This is a genomic window from Pelagicoccus enzymogenes, assembly GCF_014803405.1.
Lineage (GTDB): Bacteria > Verrucomicrobiota > Verrucomicrobiia > Opitutales > Opitutaceae > Pelagicoccus > Pelagicoccus enzymogenes.
On the sequence record NZ_JACYFG010000038.1, the window covers coordinates 278,083 to 294,109 of the forward strand.

At 55.8% G+C, this 16,027-nt stretch carries 7 protein-coding genes; 3 read left to right on the forward strand and 4 right to left on the reverse strand.

Annotated features, from left to right (window positions below):
* Positions 1–4 precede the first annotated feature (4 nt).
* The 4 genes from IEN85_RS15930 to IEN85_RS15945 all read right to left on the reverse strand — a co-directional run bounded on the left by IEN85_RS15930 (position 5) and on the right by IEN85_RS15945 (position 11,116).
* Positions 5–5,302, reverse strand: coding sequence for a M12 family metallo-peptidase (locus tag IEN85_RS15930; RefSeq protein ID WP_191618096.1), 5,298 nt, complete (start codon positions 5,300–5,302; stop codon positions 5–7).
* Positions 5,295–5,963 carry a hypothetical protein gene (locus IEN85_RS15935; RefSeq protein WP_191618097.1) on the reverse strand — a complete coding sequence of 223 codons (669 nt, stop codon included), beginning with the start codon at positions 5,961–5,963 and terminating at the stop codon, positions 5,295–5,297. Before IEN85_RS15935 ends, IEN85_RS15930 begins: the two co-directional genes overlap by 8 nt.
* Before the next feature lie 152 nt (positions 5,964–6,115).
* Positions 6,116–10,666, reverse strand: a complete 4,551-nt coding sequence (gene gltB, locus IEN85_RS15940) for a glutamate synthase large subunit (protein WP_191618098.1) — start codon at positions 10,664–10,666, stop codon at positions 6,116–6,118.
* 108 nt (positions 10,667–10,774) lie between these two features.
* Positions 10,775–11,116 (reverse strand): glutaredoxin family protein, encoded by a 342-nt coding sequence (locus tag IEN85_RS15945; protein WP_191618099.1) that lies wholly within the window; start codon positions 11,114–11,116, stop codon positions 10,775–10,777.
* Between the two features lie 308 nt (positions 11,117–11,424).
* Between IEN85_RS15945 and recA the strand changes: the two genes are divergently transcribed.
* The 3 genes from recA to mnmG all read left to right on the forward strand — a co-directional run bounded on the left by recA (position 11,425) and on the right by mnmG (position 15,890).
* Positions 11,425–12,486 (forward strand): recombinase RecA, encoded by a 1,062-nt coding sequence (gene recA / locus IEN85_RS15950; protein WP_191618100.1) that lies wholly within the window; start codon positions 11,425–11,427, stop codon positions 12,484–12,486.
* A gap of 131 nt (positions 12,487–12,617) precedes the next feature.
* Entirely contained in the window at positions 12,618–13,976 is a 1,359-nt protein-coding gene (gene mnmE / locus IEN85_RS15955; RefSeq protein ID WP_191618101.1) for a tRNA uridine-5-carboxymethylaminomethyl(34) synthesis GTPase MnmE, read from the forward strand.
* 72 nt (positions 13,977–14,048) lie between these two features.
* Positions 14,049–15,890, forward strand: a complete 1,842-nt coding sequence (gene mnmG / locus IEN85_RS15960) for a tRNA uridine-5-carboxymethylaminomethyl(34) synthesis enzyme MnmG (RefSeq protein ID WP_191618171.1) — start codon at positions 14,049–14,051, stop codon at positions 15,888–15,890.
* The last annotated feature ends 137 nt before the right edge of the window (positions 15,891–16,027 follow it).

Sequence of the window (16,027 nt, forward strand, 5' to 3'; positions counted from 1 at the left end):
CTATTCAATACAGTTGGTCGCTAATCTTAAGAAAGACTGGACCACTCGACTGTAGGTCGACTGGAGCTCCGTCCCAAGGAGACCAGTGTATTAAGTCTGTAGACATGAGAATTGGAAGGTCTCCGTAGGCACTTGATCCAAACACATCCAGAAACAGGTATCCCGAACTATATAACCATCCAAGTGAAGCCTTGGAGATCTTGCTTGCGGGATCAGTCTGGAAAAGAAATTCGATGTAGTTGGAATGCCCGTCCTGATCGAAATCCGAGTTCTTTTTGTCGTCGAGCCCGTCGATCTGCTCCCCGCTTAGGTAGATGGGAAGCCAAGCGTCGAATGCACTGCCTGTGCGAAGTTCGATCTCTACTGTATCCGAGGAGGTATTGCCGAAAAAGTCGGTCACTGTGAGCGTAGCCGTGTAGATTCCGACGTTCAGGTAGACCTCCGTTAAAGCTGAATTGATCTGGTACCCGTTGAGGTCCCATTGCCACTTCTCGATGGCCCAATCGTCTTGGGACAAGGTTCCGTCCAGTGTGACGTGACCGTAGTCATGCGTCGCGTAAAATACGCGGTCGCTTCCGGCATTGGCGATAGGGCTGGCGTTTCCTTGAGGTTTTGAATCTGAGGATAGAGGATGCCAAGTCGAAGAGTAATTGGTGGAGGAGTCGTTGTAGCCGAAGTCGCCTTTCGCGGTTGAGTAGATGGATCCGTCGTCGGTGAGCACTACAGTCGCGTCGTTGCTGAGGCTGAAGTCCCGGATGCCACTTCTGAAAAGCGCAAGAGGGTCCTTTATGGCCGTATACCCGTCAGTGTATCCCAGCCCCAGGAGCCGGTTGTAACTTGATCCGACACCCCACAAGCTGCCATCCTCCATGAGCCAGATTGTTCTGTTACCGATGGTACGAGCTTTGGTTACAGGGCCGTTTGATAGTTTTACGAACTGGTTGCTTCGATGAACGTTGAGTGGAAGTCCCAGCTTTGAAGAGTCGTTCGACCCGGCTCCCCAGAGAGATCCGTCTTGCTTAACCACCAGAATGACCCTGTTGGAGGATAAGATTTCTTTGGCGTCACTTTCCAGTATTTGTATTGGGGATACAACGATAGAGTTGTATGGCAAAGAGCTTGAGTCGAACGTTCGGTTTCTACCGAACATCCAAACCGATCCATTTTCCTTCATGATGTAGACAGTGCTGCCATCGGTCTCTACTTGGGATACGCCGGATTCTATGATTTGTAACCATTCGTCGCTGGACACTATGGATTCGCTTGCGAACTGGCTGTCGCGGTTCAGGCCAGTTGCCCAGAGGGATCCATCTGACAAGCAGGCGAAGCTCGCGTCATTGGAAAGCGAAAAGTCGACTACATTCTCGGGGATAACTTTGCGGAATGGTTCGAGTAAGCTTTTGTACCCGATTCCCATCTCACCGCTGGTGTTGTTGCCCGTTAGCCAGAGAGCACCCTCGTTGTCTATCAGGCCAGTAGTATTCCAAGCGTTGTCGAGTTGATCAATGTTACCGAGCGTTAGTTGGTGGCCGTAAACACGGCTTTGATTGGAGTGGGCTCGCCCAATCGCAGTGCCAGTGGTGTGACCTTGCAGTAGGGCGTGACCGTTGCGGTAGAGGATCGCGTTGGCTGATGGTGACCCAACAAGGCCCGCTATTTCAGTATTCTCCTCGACGGTCACGGTCACGCTCTCGGTGTGGAAGATACCCTCTGAGTCCGTTACAGTAAGAGTGACCTCGGTGGTTCCGACGTCGAAGTATTCTGAAAGAATGGGTCGGTTGGCGGTATTGTTGTCCCAGGACCAACGCCAGCTCTTTATGAATTTGTCGTCGGTAGAGCCGCTGCCATCCAGAGTAACCATCTTGCTGGGCGTTCCCGGCAAGACGTATGTTTTCTCAGGATAGGCTACCTTAGCTATGGGGGCTGTGTTTTGGCTGGTTTCGAATGGCTCGCTGATGAGAGAAGGGGTCGTGTTTCTCGCTACGTCTTGACCGAAACGGTAGTTGACGGTCGACAGCCAAACTGATCCATCCTCAAGAAGGAAAACTGCCAAGTCGTCGTAGGCCGACGCTTGTTCAACGGATGAGAAGAAGAAGAAGTCTTTTTGATAATTTGGAAGTGGTAGGTAGTTGTTTCTAGGATACGATTGGCCCAGAGTATAGCATGCTCCGATTGCATCCAAAATTAGAGGGGATTGGGTTCGTAGTTGAATATCCGTTACGCCCTCTTGGATGATCTTCGTAAAAGAGAAGTCTGGTTCCAAGAGGTAGTTTCCGAAATAGGGTGTGTATGAACCGAGGCTTCTGTGAGAAATGTGGCCTTCTTGGTCGATGTATAGAAGGAGGTTAGAGTTGACGGCTTCGAGGTGCTTGGCTCCCTCGCTCACGATTTCGATGAAAGGTTCCGTTCTTTCATCCGTTGAGCGCTGTAGTTGTATGATCCTTCCATCTTCGAGAAGCAGGATAGAATTGTATCCACTGGTTGCTAGCTCTCTGATTCCCTCAAGAGGCAGGCGATGAGGACTGTGCACTATATCCGCTGCCGAGTCAGCAATCTGACCTTGGTAGTTTTGGCCCATTCCGTAGGCGGTACCGTCGTCGAGCAGGATCAAGCTCATGTGTGCCGCAGCCGCAATATCTGTCGCACCGCTAGGCCAGATTTCGACGAAGCCTTTGCTCGATGGCTGTTCTCCGAGACCGAGTTGGCCTTGGTTGTTCGACCCGGTTCCCCAAACGCTGCCATCGGTTTTTAGGACAAGGCAATGGTTGGAACCATCGACGACTTTTACGACGCCGCTCGCCATGACGGGGGTAGGCTTCTGGAAAAAATACTCTGTGTAGTCGGAGCCGAAAAGCTGACCGTCTGCCTCCCCAGCGCACCAGAGCGATCCGTCCTCCTTAATTATGAAAAACCGGTCGTGGCCGGCGTACACAGATTTAGGACGAGTGTAGGGCTGCACCTCGACGATGAAGTCTTGGCTATGTTGGAGGCCTTGATCGTCGAAAACGGTTAGGGTTAAGCTTGATTCTCCAACTGGGAGTAGAACGGTTGGTTTTTGCTCGTTGCTTGGGCCGTCCGGCAGGGTCCAAAGGTAACTCTCTATTCTCCAATCGTCGCTGGAGTTGCTGGCGTCGAGGTTGACTGTTGCGAAGCCATCTCCGTCGTCGTCGATTGGATACCCGAGGACTTTTCCCCGAGCAGTGGGAGCTCCGTTGGGCTGGCTGAGGTCGGTTACAGGAGTGGTTTGCAGGAGCGGGCTCATCTGGTGGCTCGTATAGCCCAGCCCCAATTGTCCGTAGTCATTGCGGCCCCCTACCCAGACGGAGCCATCTTTGAGGAGCACTGCGAGCAGATTGTTGCTCGCGGAAATTTTTTGTACCCGCGAAGTAAAAATTGGCTGAAGCTCATAGGCATTTTCTGAGCGAAAGGTTTGAGGGCTTATCAGGCCGTAGCCTGTTCCCCAGATAGTTCCGTCATTCATTGTGACGTAGGTGTTGTTGGATCCTGCTTCGACGCTCGCGGCCCCTGTATCCACTATCTTTTGCGCTTGATCGACTTTCCGATTTTGGTCGCCCGTTCCCAATTGTCCTTCCCGGTTGTATCCAGTGGTCCATACACTACCGTCTTCCTTCAGGTAGACGATGTGTTCGTCGCCGGAATCGAAGGCGACAACACCGCTCTGTTCGATTTTGGTGAAACTCCGATAGTCCGAGTACTCTACACCAGGGAAGGAGTCGTAGCGTACTTTACCGCTCACCAGAAGGGAGCCGTCAGTCCCGATTATCGAGGAGAACGTTTGACCTGCACTGATGGCCTTGGCTCCGGAATCGAATATGACGGATAGTTCGGTCGAATTAGAACTCTCGGGCCCGCCACCGAGTTGGCCGTCGTAATTGGATCCAGCTCCCCAGACTTTTCCTTCGTCGTCGAGGAATAGCGAGTGAGAGGATCCGCTCGCGACCGAGACAATACCTCCGTCGAAGATTTTGGTAAAGCCATCCACTGTTTTATCGGGGAAGTTCTGATTCCAGTAGTAGCCAGTTCCATAGACGGACCCGTCTTTTAGAAGAAAGAGCGTTTGGCCTCCTTTGCCGCTGACTTGATGGAGGTTGTCGAACTTTATCCTCGTAAGGATCGTGATGGAGGACTGGTTCGTTTCTACTCCCATCAGCTTATCGCTATTGTATCCTGCCGCGGAGGTACGGCCGTCCGCCTTTTGCAGAAACAGTCCGTGTTGGGTTGTGAATATGTTTTCGATGGGCGAGAAGCCGTGCACGGTCACTTGGATGGACGCGCTGTCTTTGAGTCCGCCGACCCCTGTGACGTTGAGTGTCACGGTATTGGTGCCGAGTGGTAGCTTTGCCTCCACGGTCTCGCCGCTGGCGCTTCCGCCCGGCCACGACCACTGCCAAGCTTCTATGCCGGGCCAGCCGCGGCTTCCGCTTCCGTCGAGGGTGACCGTCTCGTATCCGTCATTGTCGGTGTCTTCAATCCATTCTGAGTCGTCGTAGTCTGCAACAGCTGTTGGTTTGCTAGGTTTGAAGCTGCGGTAGCCGGCGACGGTGGAAGCGGTTTGGCGAAGCGTGCGAGCGTTGTCGCGTTGGGCGGTACCGGTGGCGACGCCCTCGTATCGAACGTTGGGGCTGGAGAAGTAGTTGACTTCCCATCCCGGTGAATAGGCCATGACTGAGCGATAGGTACTTGAGAATACGGTGAAGCGATGCCCGTAAGAATAGGAATAGAGGCCGCCGTTTTTGGCATTGTCTGGATCGTGGGCGGCTCCGAGGTTGTGTCCTATCTCGTGTTGCAGCACGAGATCGCTGAGAGCGTACTGACCGCTGAGCACTCCGTAGGCGTAGCTTTCCTCTCCGTTTTCGTCGTCTAGCAGCCACGCTTTTCCGATGTGGTCGATGCCATAGGAATCGCTGCGAAACAGGTAGATAACGTCCGCTCCCACCTCGTTGCGCCAGGTACGCGTCTCGTCGATGACACCGTCTAGATTTCGCAGATGATCGAGGTCCACCCCCATGTCGTCTGGGTCCTCGGTATAATCGACCTTCCTCAATCCCACGAGGCGGAGCTCCAAGTCGATATTGCTGTTCTGGAAGCTCAAGTTCGAGCTCTCAACGCTGGCGCGAACCAAAGCTTCGACGCCGTCGTAGCCTCCATAGTCCTGTTCCAAGCTAGGGGTGTAAACCACGAGCAGGTCTATGGTGGCGGCGTAGGCTCGGGGGAGAAATCCGAGATTCAGCACGAGTAAGGCGGCGATGGTGCCGGCGTTTAGCCAACGGAAACTATTCATGGCGGCAGGCGGCGCACCCAGGGAGCTTGCTAAGGTCGACCTTTTCGAAGGCCTGAACGCCCGGGGCGCGATTGCGGATTTCCCAAGCGATCCCTTCGCTTGGAATTCTCAGAGTACCAACGACTGCCTCCCCAACGAAGCTAATCAAGGCGTCGGAAAAGGGCTGGTCCTTGAGAGAGCCGGAGTAGATGCCTTTGCTTTCGCCGAACTTGTTGTAGCGTTCGAATGTGATCTGGTGGCTGACCCCGTCCGGAGTGCTCAGCTTCAGTTTAACGGTAGGAGCTTCGGCAGATGCAAAGTTCTGCCAGCTGCGAGGATGCGGCTCGAAGGATCCGAGCCAGGTACCGAGATTGTGGTCGTGTTGATCGGGAGGGAGCTTCTCGAGGGCAAGAATCTCCAATGCCTCGAAGCCGCTTTCGGGTTCCTCGTTGTCGACTTCTAGGGACTCGCGGGAAAAGGCAGTTTGGTGCTCCACTTCCTGCGACGGTTCGGGACGCTCTTCCGCCCCGGTCGCAGCCGCGTGTTCGACGACTTTGTTCTCCCCGGTCTTGTTGTTGGGCGCATCAGAGTCAGCCTTTCGCCAGAAAACGAAGCTTACGAGGACCGCGAGGACGGGAATCAGTAACAGGAGCGTCTTCGGTTTTGGATTCAAGGAGGCCATCGTGGTAGATTTACTTAGCTAACGCAAGGCATTGCGGTCCCGCTGGAATCGCAGCGTGCGCATTCCCCGAGGTGGTGAAACGAGGTCGAAGATATTCGCTCACATCTGGGCACAAAAAGGCCTCTCCCTTTTTCGGGGAGAGGCCTAAGTGTTCAAACGTTTACGACGGGCTCGCTCAATGTGGGGATCGAGAGCTCTTCGATTCTCAACACATTCTTGGGCATGTCCGGAACGGATGGCTTGGGCACGACTTTCCAGAACTTGCTGGTGGTCTTTTGCCAATCGTCCAAGAGGGCTTTGGCGTGCGGGCTTTGCGTGTTCTCGAAGTGGGCTTTGACCACTTTCCTGAGGGCGTCGATCTCACCGTTGTCGCCAATGCGCTCGATGTCTACCATGGCGGGATTGTAGTAGTGCTCGAAAACGTTGTCGGCGTCGTAGACGAAGGCGAGTCCGCCGCTCATCCCTGCTCCGAAGTTTGTACCCGTTTTTCCAAGACAGACGACAAGGCCCCCAGTCATGTACTCGCAAGCGTGGTCCCCTACTCCCTCGACGACTGCTACCGCTCCGGAGTTTCTGACTCCGAAACGCTCGCCGGCGAGTCCTGCGGCGAAGAGGTTTCCGCCAGTGGCGCCGTAGAGACAAGTGTTCCCGAGCAGCGTGTTCTGGGTCCAGTCGTAGGTTTGCTCTTCACCCGGGCGGATGATGATTTCTCCGCCGCTCATGACTTTGCCGACGTAGTCGTTGGCTTCGCCGAGCAAGGTGACCTTGATGCCGTGGGTGAGCAAGGTGCAGAAGCTTTGCCCGGCGGTACCCTTGAAAACGAGGTCGATGGAGCCGGGAGGCAAGTGGTTGTTGCCGCGTACGTAGGCAACTTCGCCGGAGAGCTTGGTGCCGAGGCAACGGTCCGTATTTCCGACGCGGTACTTGCCGGAGAAGGAGGCGGCCCGTCCGACGACGACGTCGTGCGACTCTTGGATAATAGTATTGTCGAGGCTGCCGTCGAAGCCGAGACGCTCGTTGCGAGGCCGCGTATGGATACGAGGCGCTTCGCCGCTGGGGTCTGGATTATGCAGCAGACCGCTGAGGTTGACCGTGGCGGTTTTGGCGTTTTCCGGATCGTCGATTTGCTCCAGGAACTCGGTGCGACCCACAAGGTGATCGAGTTTGCGTACCCCTAGCTTGGCCAGGTAGTAGCGCACGTCCTCGGCGACCGCATTGAAGAAGTTGATAACGTTTTCGGCGGTGCCCTTGTACTTGGCCCGCAGGTCGTCGCGTTGCGTGGCGACACCCACTGGACATGTATTCAGATGACAAACACGGAACATAGCGCAGCTCGCAGCAATCATGGCGGAAGTTCCGAAGTTGAATTCCTCCGCTCCGAGAATCGCGGCGATGATGATGTCCCGACCTGTTTTCATGCCCCCGTCGGTACGGAGGGTGACACGATTGCGTAGGCCGTTCATCATTAGCACTTGATGCGTTTCGGCGATGCCGATTTCCCAGGATGAGCCGGCGTACTTGACGGAGGAAAGTGGCGAAGCGGCAGTACCGCCGTCGTGCCCTGACACTAGAATTACGTCGGCGTATGCTTTGGCGACGCCGGCGGCTACGGTGCCGACTCCGGAGCTGGAGACGAGCTTCACGCAAACCTTGGCTCGCGGGTTCACTTCCTTGAGGTCGAAGATGAGCTGGGCCAAGTCCTCGATAGAATAGATGTCGTGGTGAGGCGGCGGAGAGATGAGCGTAACGCCGGGCACGCTGAAGCGGAGCTTGGCGATGAGCGGCGAGACCTTGTGGCCCGGGAGCTGGCCGCCCTCCCCTGGCTTGGCCCCTTGGGCGATCTTGATTTCGATTTCCTTGGCGGAAGCCAAGTACTCCGCGGTGACGCCGAAGCGCCCGGAGGCGACTTGCTTGATGGCGGATGCGGCGTTGTCACCGTTTTCGAGCAGGGAGTAGCGACGCGGTTCCTCGCCGCCTTCCCCTGAATTCGACTTGCCGCCGATGCGGTTCATGGCGATGGCCAAGGTTTCGTGGCACTCGGGAGACAAGGCTCCGAGCGACATGCCAGCGGTACAGAAGCGACGACGAATGTCCTCGATCTCTTCCACTTGGCTGATGTCGACTCCAGAATCTGGATACTTGATCCGAAGGAGGTCCTTGATGGCGTAAGGCTGGTGCTCGTCGGATTGCTGGCGGTAGTTGTCGTAGTCTTCCTTCTTTCGCGTTTTGAGGAAGCGATGCATGCCGCCCACGACCTTGGGGTTCCAAGCGTGAAATTCCCCGCCTTTGCGAATGACCTTGTAGTACCCTTCGCTCTCCAGCTCCGCGGTGAGTTCCGGATCGTAGGCGCGTTTGTGGCGAGCCAAGGCTTCCTCGGCGATGAGTTCGTAGCCAATACCTCCGATGGGACTGGGGGTACCGGTGAAACATTCGTCAATGACGGTTTGCGAAATGCCGATGGCTTCGAACATTTGCGAGCGGCAGTAGGAGAAGAGCGTGCTGATCCCCATCTTGCCCATGATCTTGAGCAAGCCTTTGTCGATAGCGGTACGGTAGTTCTTGGCAGCGGTCGTGGCGTCGACGCCTTCTAGCTCTCCGCGATCGGCGAAGTTCGTCATGATGGCGAGGGCGATGTAAGGGTTGACCGCGTTCGCCCCGAAGCCGAGAAGACAGGCGATGTGGTGTACGTCGCGCGCTTCGCCGGACTCGGCAACGATGTCGCACTTCATCCGGTAGCCTGTTTTCACGAGGTGCTGGTGAACGGCCCCGACAGCGAGCAGCATAGGGATCGCAATCCGGTTTTTGGATACGTTGCGGTCGGAGAGTACGATAAGTTTTGCAGCTTTGCTCTCCACTGCATCTTGGGCTCGAGAAATGAGGTCCTTGATGGCGGCTTCCAATCCCGCGGCACCCGATGATACGTCGTAGGTCGCGTCCAAACGAATGACGCGGTCCTTGAGGAACTTGACGTCGAAAAGCGCGGATAGCTCGTTGTTGAACAAGACCGGACTGTTGGTCTTGATGAAGCCGGCGGATTGCGGGAGGTCCTCGAAGAGTCCGAGCCGTCCACCGAGGAACATGTTGAGCGACATCACGGAGCGCTCGCGAATGGAGTCGATGGGCGGATTGGTGACCTGGGCGAAGAGCTGGCGGAAGTAGGTGTAGAGCAAACGGGGCTTGCGGGAGAGGAATGCCAGCGGCGTGTCGTCGCCCATCGAACCGATGGCTTCCATGGCGGATTCAGCCATGGGCTTGAAGATGATGTCGTATTCATCTTTTTCATACCCGAAGGCGAGCTGACGGTGGATCTCTTCGTCGTCAGGGTTCGAGATGCTCGTTTTCGATTCAGCCGAGTAGCTTTGGATGTCGACCAGGTGTTCGTGGCACCAATTGTGGAATCGCTCGTCGCTGCCGATTTGGGCTTTGATTTCCGCGTCGTCGAGGAACTTGTGTTCCTGCATGTCGATGGCGAGCATCTTGCCTGGGCCGAGCCTGCCGGAACGCAGGGTCTTCATGTCGGTCTCGTCGATGAGGCCGAGTTCGGAGGCGAGCATGAAGGTGCCGTCCTCGTAGATTTTGTAACGGGCGGGACGCAAACCGTTGCGGTCGAGGGAGGCGGCCACGTAGCGTCCGTCGGTGAAGGCGATGGCGGCGGGGCCGTCCCAGGGCTCGAGCATGCAGGCGTGATACTCGTAGAAGCCGCGCATGGAATCGTCGAGCAGGCTGTTGTTTTCCCAAGCAGGGGGCATCATCATGGTGACGGCTTGCAAGGCGGACCGTCCACCGAGTGTGAGAAGCTCGAGGGTGTTGTCGAAGCTGGCGGAGTCGGACATGTCCGGCTGCAGCATGGGCCTGAGGTCGGCGAAGCGTTCTCCCCAGATGCCGTGCACGTTTGAGTTTTCGCGGGCTCGCATCAAGTTGCGGTTGCCGCGAATGGTATTGATTTCCCCGTTGTGGGCCATCATCCGGAACGGCTGGGCCAGGTGCCACTGCGGGAAGGTGTTGGTGGAGTAGCGCTGGTGGAAGATGACGAAGTTGGTGGTGTAGGAGGGATCGCGCAGGTCGGGGAAGTATTTCCGTACCTGAGGAGAATTGAGCATGCCCTTGTATATTATAGTGCGGCAGGAAAAGCTGCAGATGTAGAAATCTTGCAGCTCCGCCTTCTCGGCTTCCCGCTCCGCTGTCTTGCGGGCGAGGAAAAGTTTGCGCTCGTACTCTTCGGGGCTCAGCTCGCCAGTCTTGGCGATGAGGGCTTGCACCATGTGGGGCTGGGTGCGGTCGGCCTTGCGACCGAGGCAATTGGGGTCGACCGGGATGTAGCGCCAAGCCAGCAGGCTGAGGCCTTCGGCTTCGACCGCGTTTTCGATGATCTTGCGGCCGTGGGCTTGGGCGTAGTCGTCGTTGCGAGGGAGGAAGATGACGCCGACGCCGAGGTCGTCGTCGTTGAAGAGCTGCTTGCCTTGGTCTTCAAGGAATTCCCGGAAGAGCTGGTGTGGAATTTGCGTGAGGATGCCGGCTCCGTCTCCCGTGATAGCGTCGGCGTCGACGGCTCCGCGGTGAGCGAGGTTCTTGAGGGCTTGCAGCGATTTTTGCAGCAGGGCGTGGGAGCGTTCGCCGTTGATGTTGGCGAGCAGTCCGACGCCGCAAGCGTCATGCTCGAAGTCTTTTCTATAGAGAAGTGGAGAGGCTTGAATCTTGTCCATGGTTTGAGAGTGGTGGGAGCTCGAAATCTGAAAGCTGGAGGCAAAAAAAGGCCGGATGTTCTCTCCGGCCCTTGCTTTGTTGGTGTCGCAACGGATTGCGATCGCCCTTTAGAAGAATCGGATGGGCTTGGAAGCGGAGCGCATCTTTTCGTGCTCCTCGTCCGTGCAGCCTCGGTCCGTCGGAGCCGCGGCTTCCGCGTCGGTCGCTTTCACGAGATCGTTGGCGAGCATGTACTGCTCGACCTCTTCGCCGGAAACGTCGGCCAGCATGACGCCGTCGATTTCCACGCAGGGAGAAAGGGGTTGTCCGGACTTGGCCACCATTTCGGCGTAGTTGTCGGGATTGTTGATGATGTCGATGTCTTCGTACTCGAGCTGGTGCTTCTGCATGATGGCGCGCACGCCCATGCTCCAGCCGCAAGTAGGTTTCAGGTAAGCTTTGATCTTCATGACGTCAGTTAGGTGTAAGGTTGTTGTGCAATATTCGCGCCGTGCAGTGCGAATGTAGACGACGAAGCCGCACTTTCAAGCGGGCGCCCGTTTTTCTGCAAGAAGAATAAGGTTATCACAAGTGGAGCCCCACCTTGATTGCGGATTGTGAAAATTTTCGATCGCCCTTTTGGCATAGGACAGGATATGTCCGAGGCGGTCTGGTATATTTGGCGGAAGAACTGTACTTCGAATCTTGCCAGTGCAGATGGGCGAAAGCAGATTTGGCTCAAACACAACGTAAACCCTAATACTTTTGGAATTAACACATGGCTAAAGGCAAAACCAACCCCCTTCCCTCCTCTGACGATCGTCAGAAGAACGTCGAACTCGCGATTTCCGCGATTACCAAGCAGTTTGGCGAAGGGTCGATCATGCGTCTGGGCAGCGGCTCGAAGCTGGACGTGGACGTGATCTCTACCGGATCGATCTCCATCGACTTGGCTCTTGGAGTGGGCGGTTTGCCGCGCGGCCGTATCTGTGAAATCTACGGACCGGAATCCTCAGGTAAGACCACCATGTGTTTGAGCTTGATAGCGGAAGCTCAGCGCAAGGGCGGACTGGCTGCCTTCATCGACGTAGAGCACGCTCTGGATCCCAAGTACGCTCGCAAGTTGGGCGTCAACGTGGACGACTTGCTCGTTTCCCAGCCGGACTCCGGCGAAGATGCCCTCAATATCACCGAGACCCTCATCCGTTCCAACGCCATTGACGTGATCGTGATCGACTCTGTGGCAGCCCTTGTTTCCAAGAACGAACTCGACGGACAGATGGGTGACGCCACGGTGGGTTCGCAGGCTCGCTTGATGAGCCAGGCGATGCGTCGTCTCACCGGTATCGTGAGTAAGACAAAGTGTATTTGCCTGTTTACCAACCAGATACGCGAGAAGATCGGCGTTATGTTCGGCAGTCCGGAAACCACTCCCGGTGGTCGCGCCCTCAAGTTCTTCGCCTCGGTTCGCATGGACATCCGCCGTATCGGGCAAATCAAGGACAACTCTGGCGCCGTGATGGGCAACCGGACTCGTATCAAGTTCGTGAAGAACAAGGTGGCGCCTCCTTTCACGGAGGCCGAGTTCGACATCATGTACAACGAAGGCATCTCGCGCACTGGATCCATCGTGGACCTAGGGATCGAGCACAAGGTTTTGGACAAGAAGGGCGCGTGGATTTCTTACAACGGAGACCTGATCGGGCAAGGGCGGGAGGCTGCCAAGGCCTTCCTTGCGGAAAACAAGGAGGTGTTCGAGGAGATTTCCCAGAAGATCCTGGAAACTGTGAACCCTGATCTTCTCGAAAAGAAGCAAATCGAGGAGACCGCGTCCAAGTAGTCGCGGCAGACCCTTCTCTCTCCCAGTTTATCAAAGGCCGCTTGTCAAAGCGGCCTTTTTGTTGGATGGGTTAAAACCGACCGAGGGGAAGCGGGACATGGTCAAGACCCGTCCCGCAATTATTTTTGTGTATGGAAAATACAGATACGATAGCAGCATTGGCGACACCAAGCGGCGAGTCCGCGATTGCCTTGATCCGCGTAACGGGAGCTTTGTGCGAAAAAATCGCCATGGAAGCTTTCACCTTGGCGAAGTCCCCTGCCCCACGGCATGCGTCTTACGGAAGCTATCGCGATTTGTCGGGAGAAATTCTCGACGACGTGGTTTACATTCTGTTTCGCGGTCCCAAGTCCTACACCGGCGAGGATGTGCTAGAGGTCAGCTGCCATGGGAATCCTTTGATTGCGACGCGATTGCTGGAAGATTTATTGGCTCGCGGCTGTCGCCAATCCGATCCCGGAGAGTTCACGCGTCGAGCTTTTCTCAATGGCCGCATGGATCTCACTCAAGCGGAAGCGGTGATGGAGCTCATTCAAGCTCGCAGTGATCGGGCTATCCGCGTCGCCAACAAACAATTACGTGGAAACTTTGGTCGCCAGCTCGACGAATTGAAGATGCGTCTGCTCGCTACGGTGGCGACAATCGAAGCCTACATCGACTTTCCCGACGAAGACCTTCCTCCAGAACAAAAGAAAGCTGAAATCGAGGCCATCCGCTCGGTGCTCGCATTCTGCGGACGCATCATCGACAGCGGGAAGTACGCGGCCTTTTTGAGAGATGGCGTGAAGACTTTGATTCTTGGCGAGCCGAACGCAGGAAAAAGCTCTCTGCTGAATTGCTTGCTCGGTTTCGAGAGAGCCATTGTAAGCGACGAGCCCGGCACCACGAGGGACTTTATCAGGGAACGCATCATGTTGGATGGGTATTGTATCCAGGTAATGGATACGGCAGGGTTGCGAGAAGCTGCCAACGGTATCGAGCAGCAAGGCATTCGCAAGACGGTTGAATTGACGGAAGAAGCAGACCTTTTTCTTTTGGTGATAGACGGTACCCTCCCCGCCCCTACGCTTCCGGAGGAAGTATCGAGACAGATTACTGCCGATAACTGCATTTTGGTTCAGAACAAGGCGGATTTGGGCGCGTTGCAGCCCCTCCCCTCCCCGCTCGACGGATTGAGGCGAGTCACTATGTCTGCTCTTTCGGGAACTGGGCTTGAGTCGTTGAAGTCTGCCGCTGTCGAAATGATTGACGCTCACCTGGCTCAAGACCAGGACGACTTGATTTTGGTAAATGCGCGGCACAGTGCCGCTCTCAAGGAATTGTCGGAGTGCCTGGAGTCTGCTATTCGCAATTTCGAAGCGGGAGAACCCGCTGAGTTTGTGGCGAGCGAACTTAGGGGGGCCGTTGAGGCCATTGGACGGGTATTGGGCCGCATCGACAACGAGGACATGCTCGACGTGCTCTTTTCGAGCTTTTGCATCGGTAAATAGGCCTTTTCGAGGGGGCTACGAACCTGCTTGAGCTTGGAGCCCCCTCTCCTATCGTCCCCGTCCATGAGCGGAATGCTGGATGAGTACGATGTGATAGTTTGTGGTGCGGGACACGCTGGATGCGAGGCCGCTTTGGCTGCTGCCCGCATGGGGGCCAGGACGCTCGTGTTGAGCGGCAATATCGACACGATTGCGGCCATGAGTTGCAATCCGGCCATTGGTGGAGTTGCCAAAGGCCAGATTGTGAGAGAAATCGATGCCCTCGGCGGCGAAATGGCGGTCAATGCGGACGTCTCAGGCATTCAGTTCCGCTTGCTCAACGCTTCCAAGGGGCCCGCCGTGCAATCGCCGCGAGCCCAGTGCGACAAGAAAGTCTATGCCTTGCGAATGAAGCATGTCCTAGAATTGCAGGAAAACCTGTCCATCTTTCAAGCTACCGTGACGGGCCTCATTTTCAAGAACGGCAAGGTTGTCGGTTGTCGCACGAATCTTGACGTTGAGTTCTTCGGCAAAACATTGGTCGTGACCACGGGGACGTTTCTTCGCGGATTGATGCATGTGGGAAAAAACAAGACCGAAGGCGGTCGCATGGGCGATTATTCGGCAAAAACGCTTTCCGGAAGCTTTCTGGAGGCCGGAATCGAGCTCGAACGCCTGAAGACAGGAACGCCGCCGCGGCTTCTGGGGCGAACCATCGACTTTTCCGGGCTCGAGGAACAAAAGGGCGACGAAACGCCCGCCTTGTTTGGGTTCTACGATACGCGAGGCGAAAAGGACTTGTTCCACGTGGAACAACGCGGAGAACAGTTCGCGGGTTGGAAGCCAGGGACGGACCAGGTTTCGTGTTGGATCACTTACACTTCGCCGGAGACGCAAAAGATCGTGAACGATAACTTGCACCTGTCTGCCATGTACGGGGGCGAGATAGAAGGCACAGGGCCGCGTTATTGTCCGAGTATCGAAGACAAGTTCGTGCGTTTCGCCGACAAGACGCGTCACATGCTGTTCCTGGAGCCGGAGGGGCGAAATACGAACGAGTATTACGTGAACGGTCTCTCGACTAGCTTGCCGTTCGCGGCCCAGTTGGAGATGTTGCGATCGATCGATGGCTTGCAGGATGTGCATCTGTTGCGGCCGGCTTACGCGGTGGAATACGATTTCGCCCCGCCGACGCAACTTTTTGCCCACTTGGAGTCCAAGAAGGTGGAAAACCTTTTCTTTGCGGGGCAAATCAACGGAACCTCTGGGTACGAGGAGGCTGCCTGTCAGGGGTTGGTCGCGGGCGTCAACGCGGTGTTGAAGGCGAGGGGGGAGGAGCCGATGGTGCTGAAGCGGCACGATGGCTACATCGGGGTCTTGATCGACGATCTCGTGACCAAGGGCACTAAGGAGCCGTACCGCATGTTCACGAGTAGGGCGGAGTACCGGCTTTTGTTCAATCATGGCAGCGCGGAATTGCGCATGCTGGAGCACACGTCGGCCCATGGGCTCGTCTCTGGGGAGCGTTTGCGCCGCATGAAAGAAAAGAAAGCGAACGTCGAGAAGTGGGTGGATTGGCTCGAGAAGAACCGACGTGACACGTCGACTTGGGCGACGCACATTCGTCGTGGGCTAGGGAAGGGGGAGCTTCCTCCTGAGCTTGATTCGCTAGAGGAGGGAACGCTAGAGCAGGTCCTCTATCGCACCAAGTACGCGGGGTATCTCGAACGCGAAACCCGTCAGATCGCCAAGTTGAAGGATGTCGAAAAGATTAAGATTCCGGCAGATTTTGACTACTCCAAGCTCAACGGCTTACGGCTTGAGTCGATCGCCAAACTTAGCGAAACGAGGCCGGCAACCCTCGCGCAAGCGGGGCGAATCAGTGGTGTCAATCCATCGGATATCAGTATCTTGATGATTGCCTTGAAGAAGTAAGGTGTTGTTAGATAGAGGTTTATGTTGTATTAGGGGGTGTCTTTCCCTCTTCTTCTTCGAATATTCACGTCACTGAATTGTAACGCTAGGGCAGTTGCGCTCTGACTTTGTCTCGTAACAATCGGGCTCTTACTTAT

What these genes read in the sequence shown, in the direction of transcription:
- IEN85_RS15930 (WP_191618096.1), bottom strand. Translation starts at nt 5,302, where the DNA reads ATGAATAGTTTCCGTTGGCTAAACGCCGGCACCATCGCCGCCTTACTC.
- IEN85_RS15935 (WP_191618097.1), bottom strand. Translation starts at nt 5,963, where the DNA reads ATGGCCTCCTTGAATCCAAAACCGAAGACGCTCCTGTTACTGATTCCC.
- gltB (WP_191618098.1), bottom strand. Translation starts at nt 10,666, where the DNA reads ATGGACAAGATTCAAGCCTCTCCACTTCTCTATAGAAAAGACTTCGAG.
- IEN85_RS15945 (WP_191618099.1), bottom strand. Translation starts at nt 11,116, where the DNA reads ATGAAGATCAAAGCTTACCTGAAACCTACTTGCGGCTGGAGCATGGGC.
- recA (WP_191618100.1), top strand. Translation starts at nt 11,425, where the DNA reads ATGGCTAAAGGCAAAACCAACCCCCTTCCCTCCTCTGACGATCGTCAG.
- mnmE (WP_191618101.1), top strand. Translation starts at nt 12,618, where the DNA reads ATGGAAAATACAGATACGATAGCAGCATTGGCGACACCAAGCGGCGAG.
- mnmG (WP_191618171.1), top strand. Translation starts at nt 14,049, where the DNA reads ATGCTGGATGAGTACGATGTGATAGTTTGTGGTGCGGGACACGCTGGA.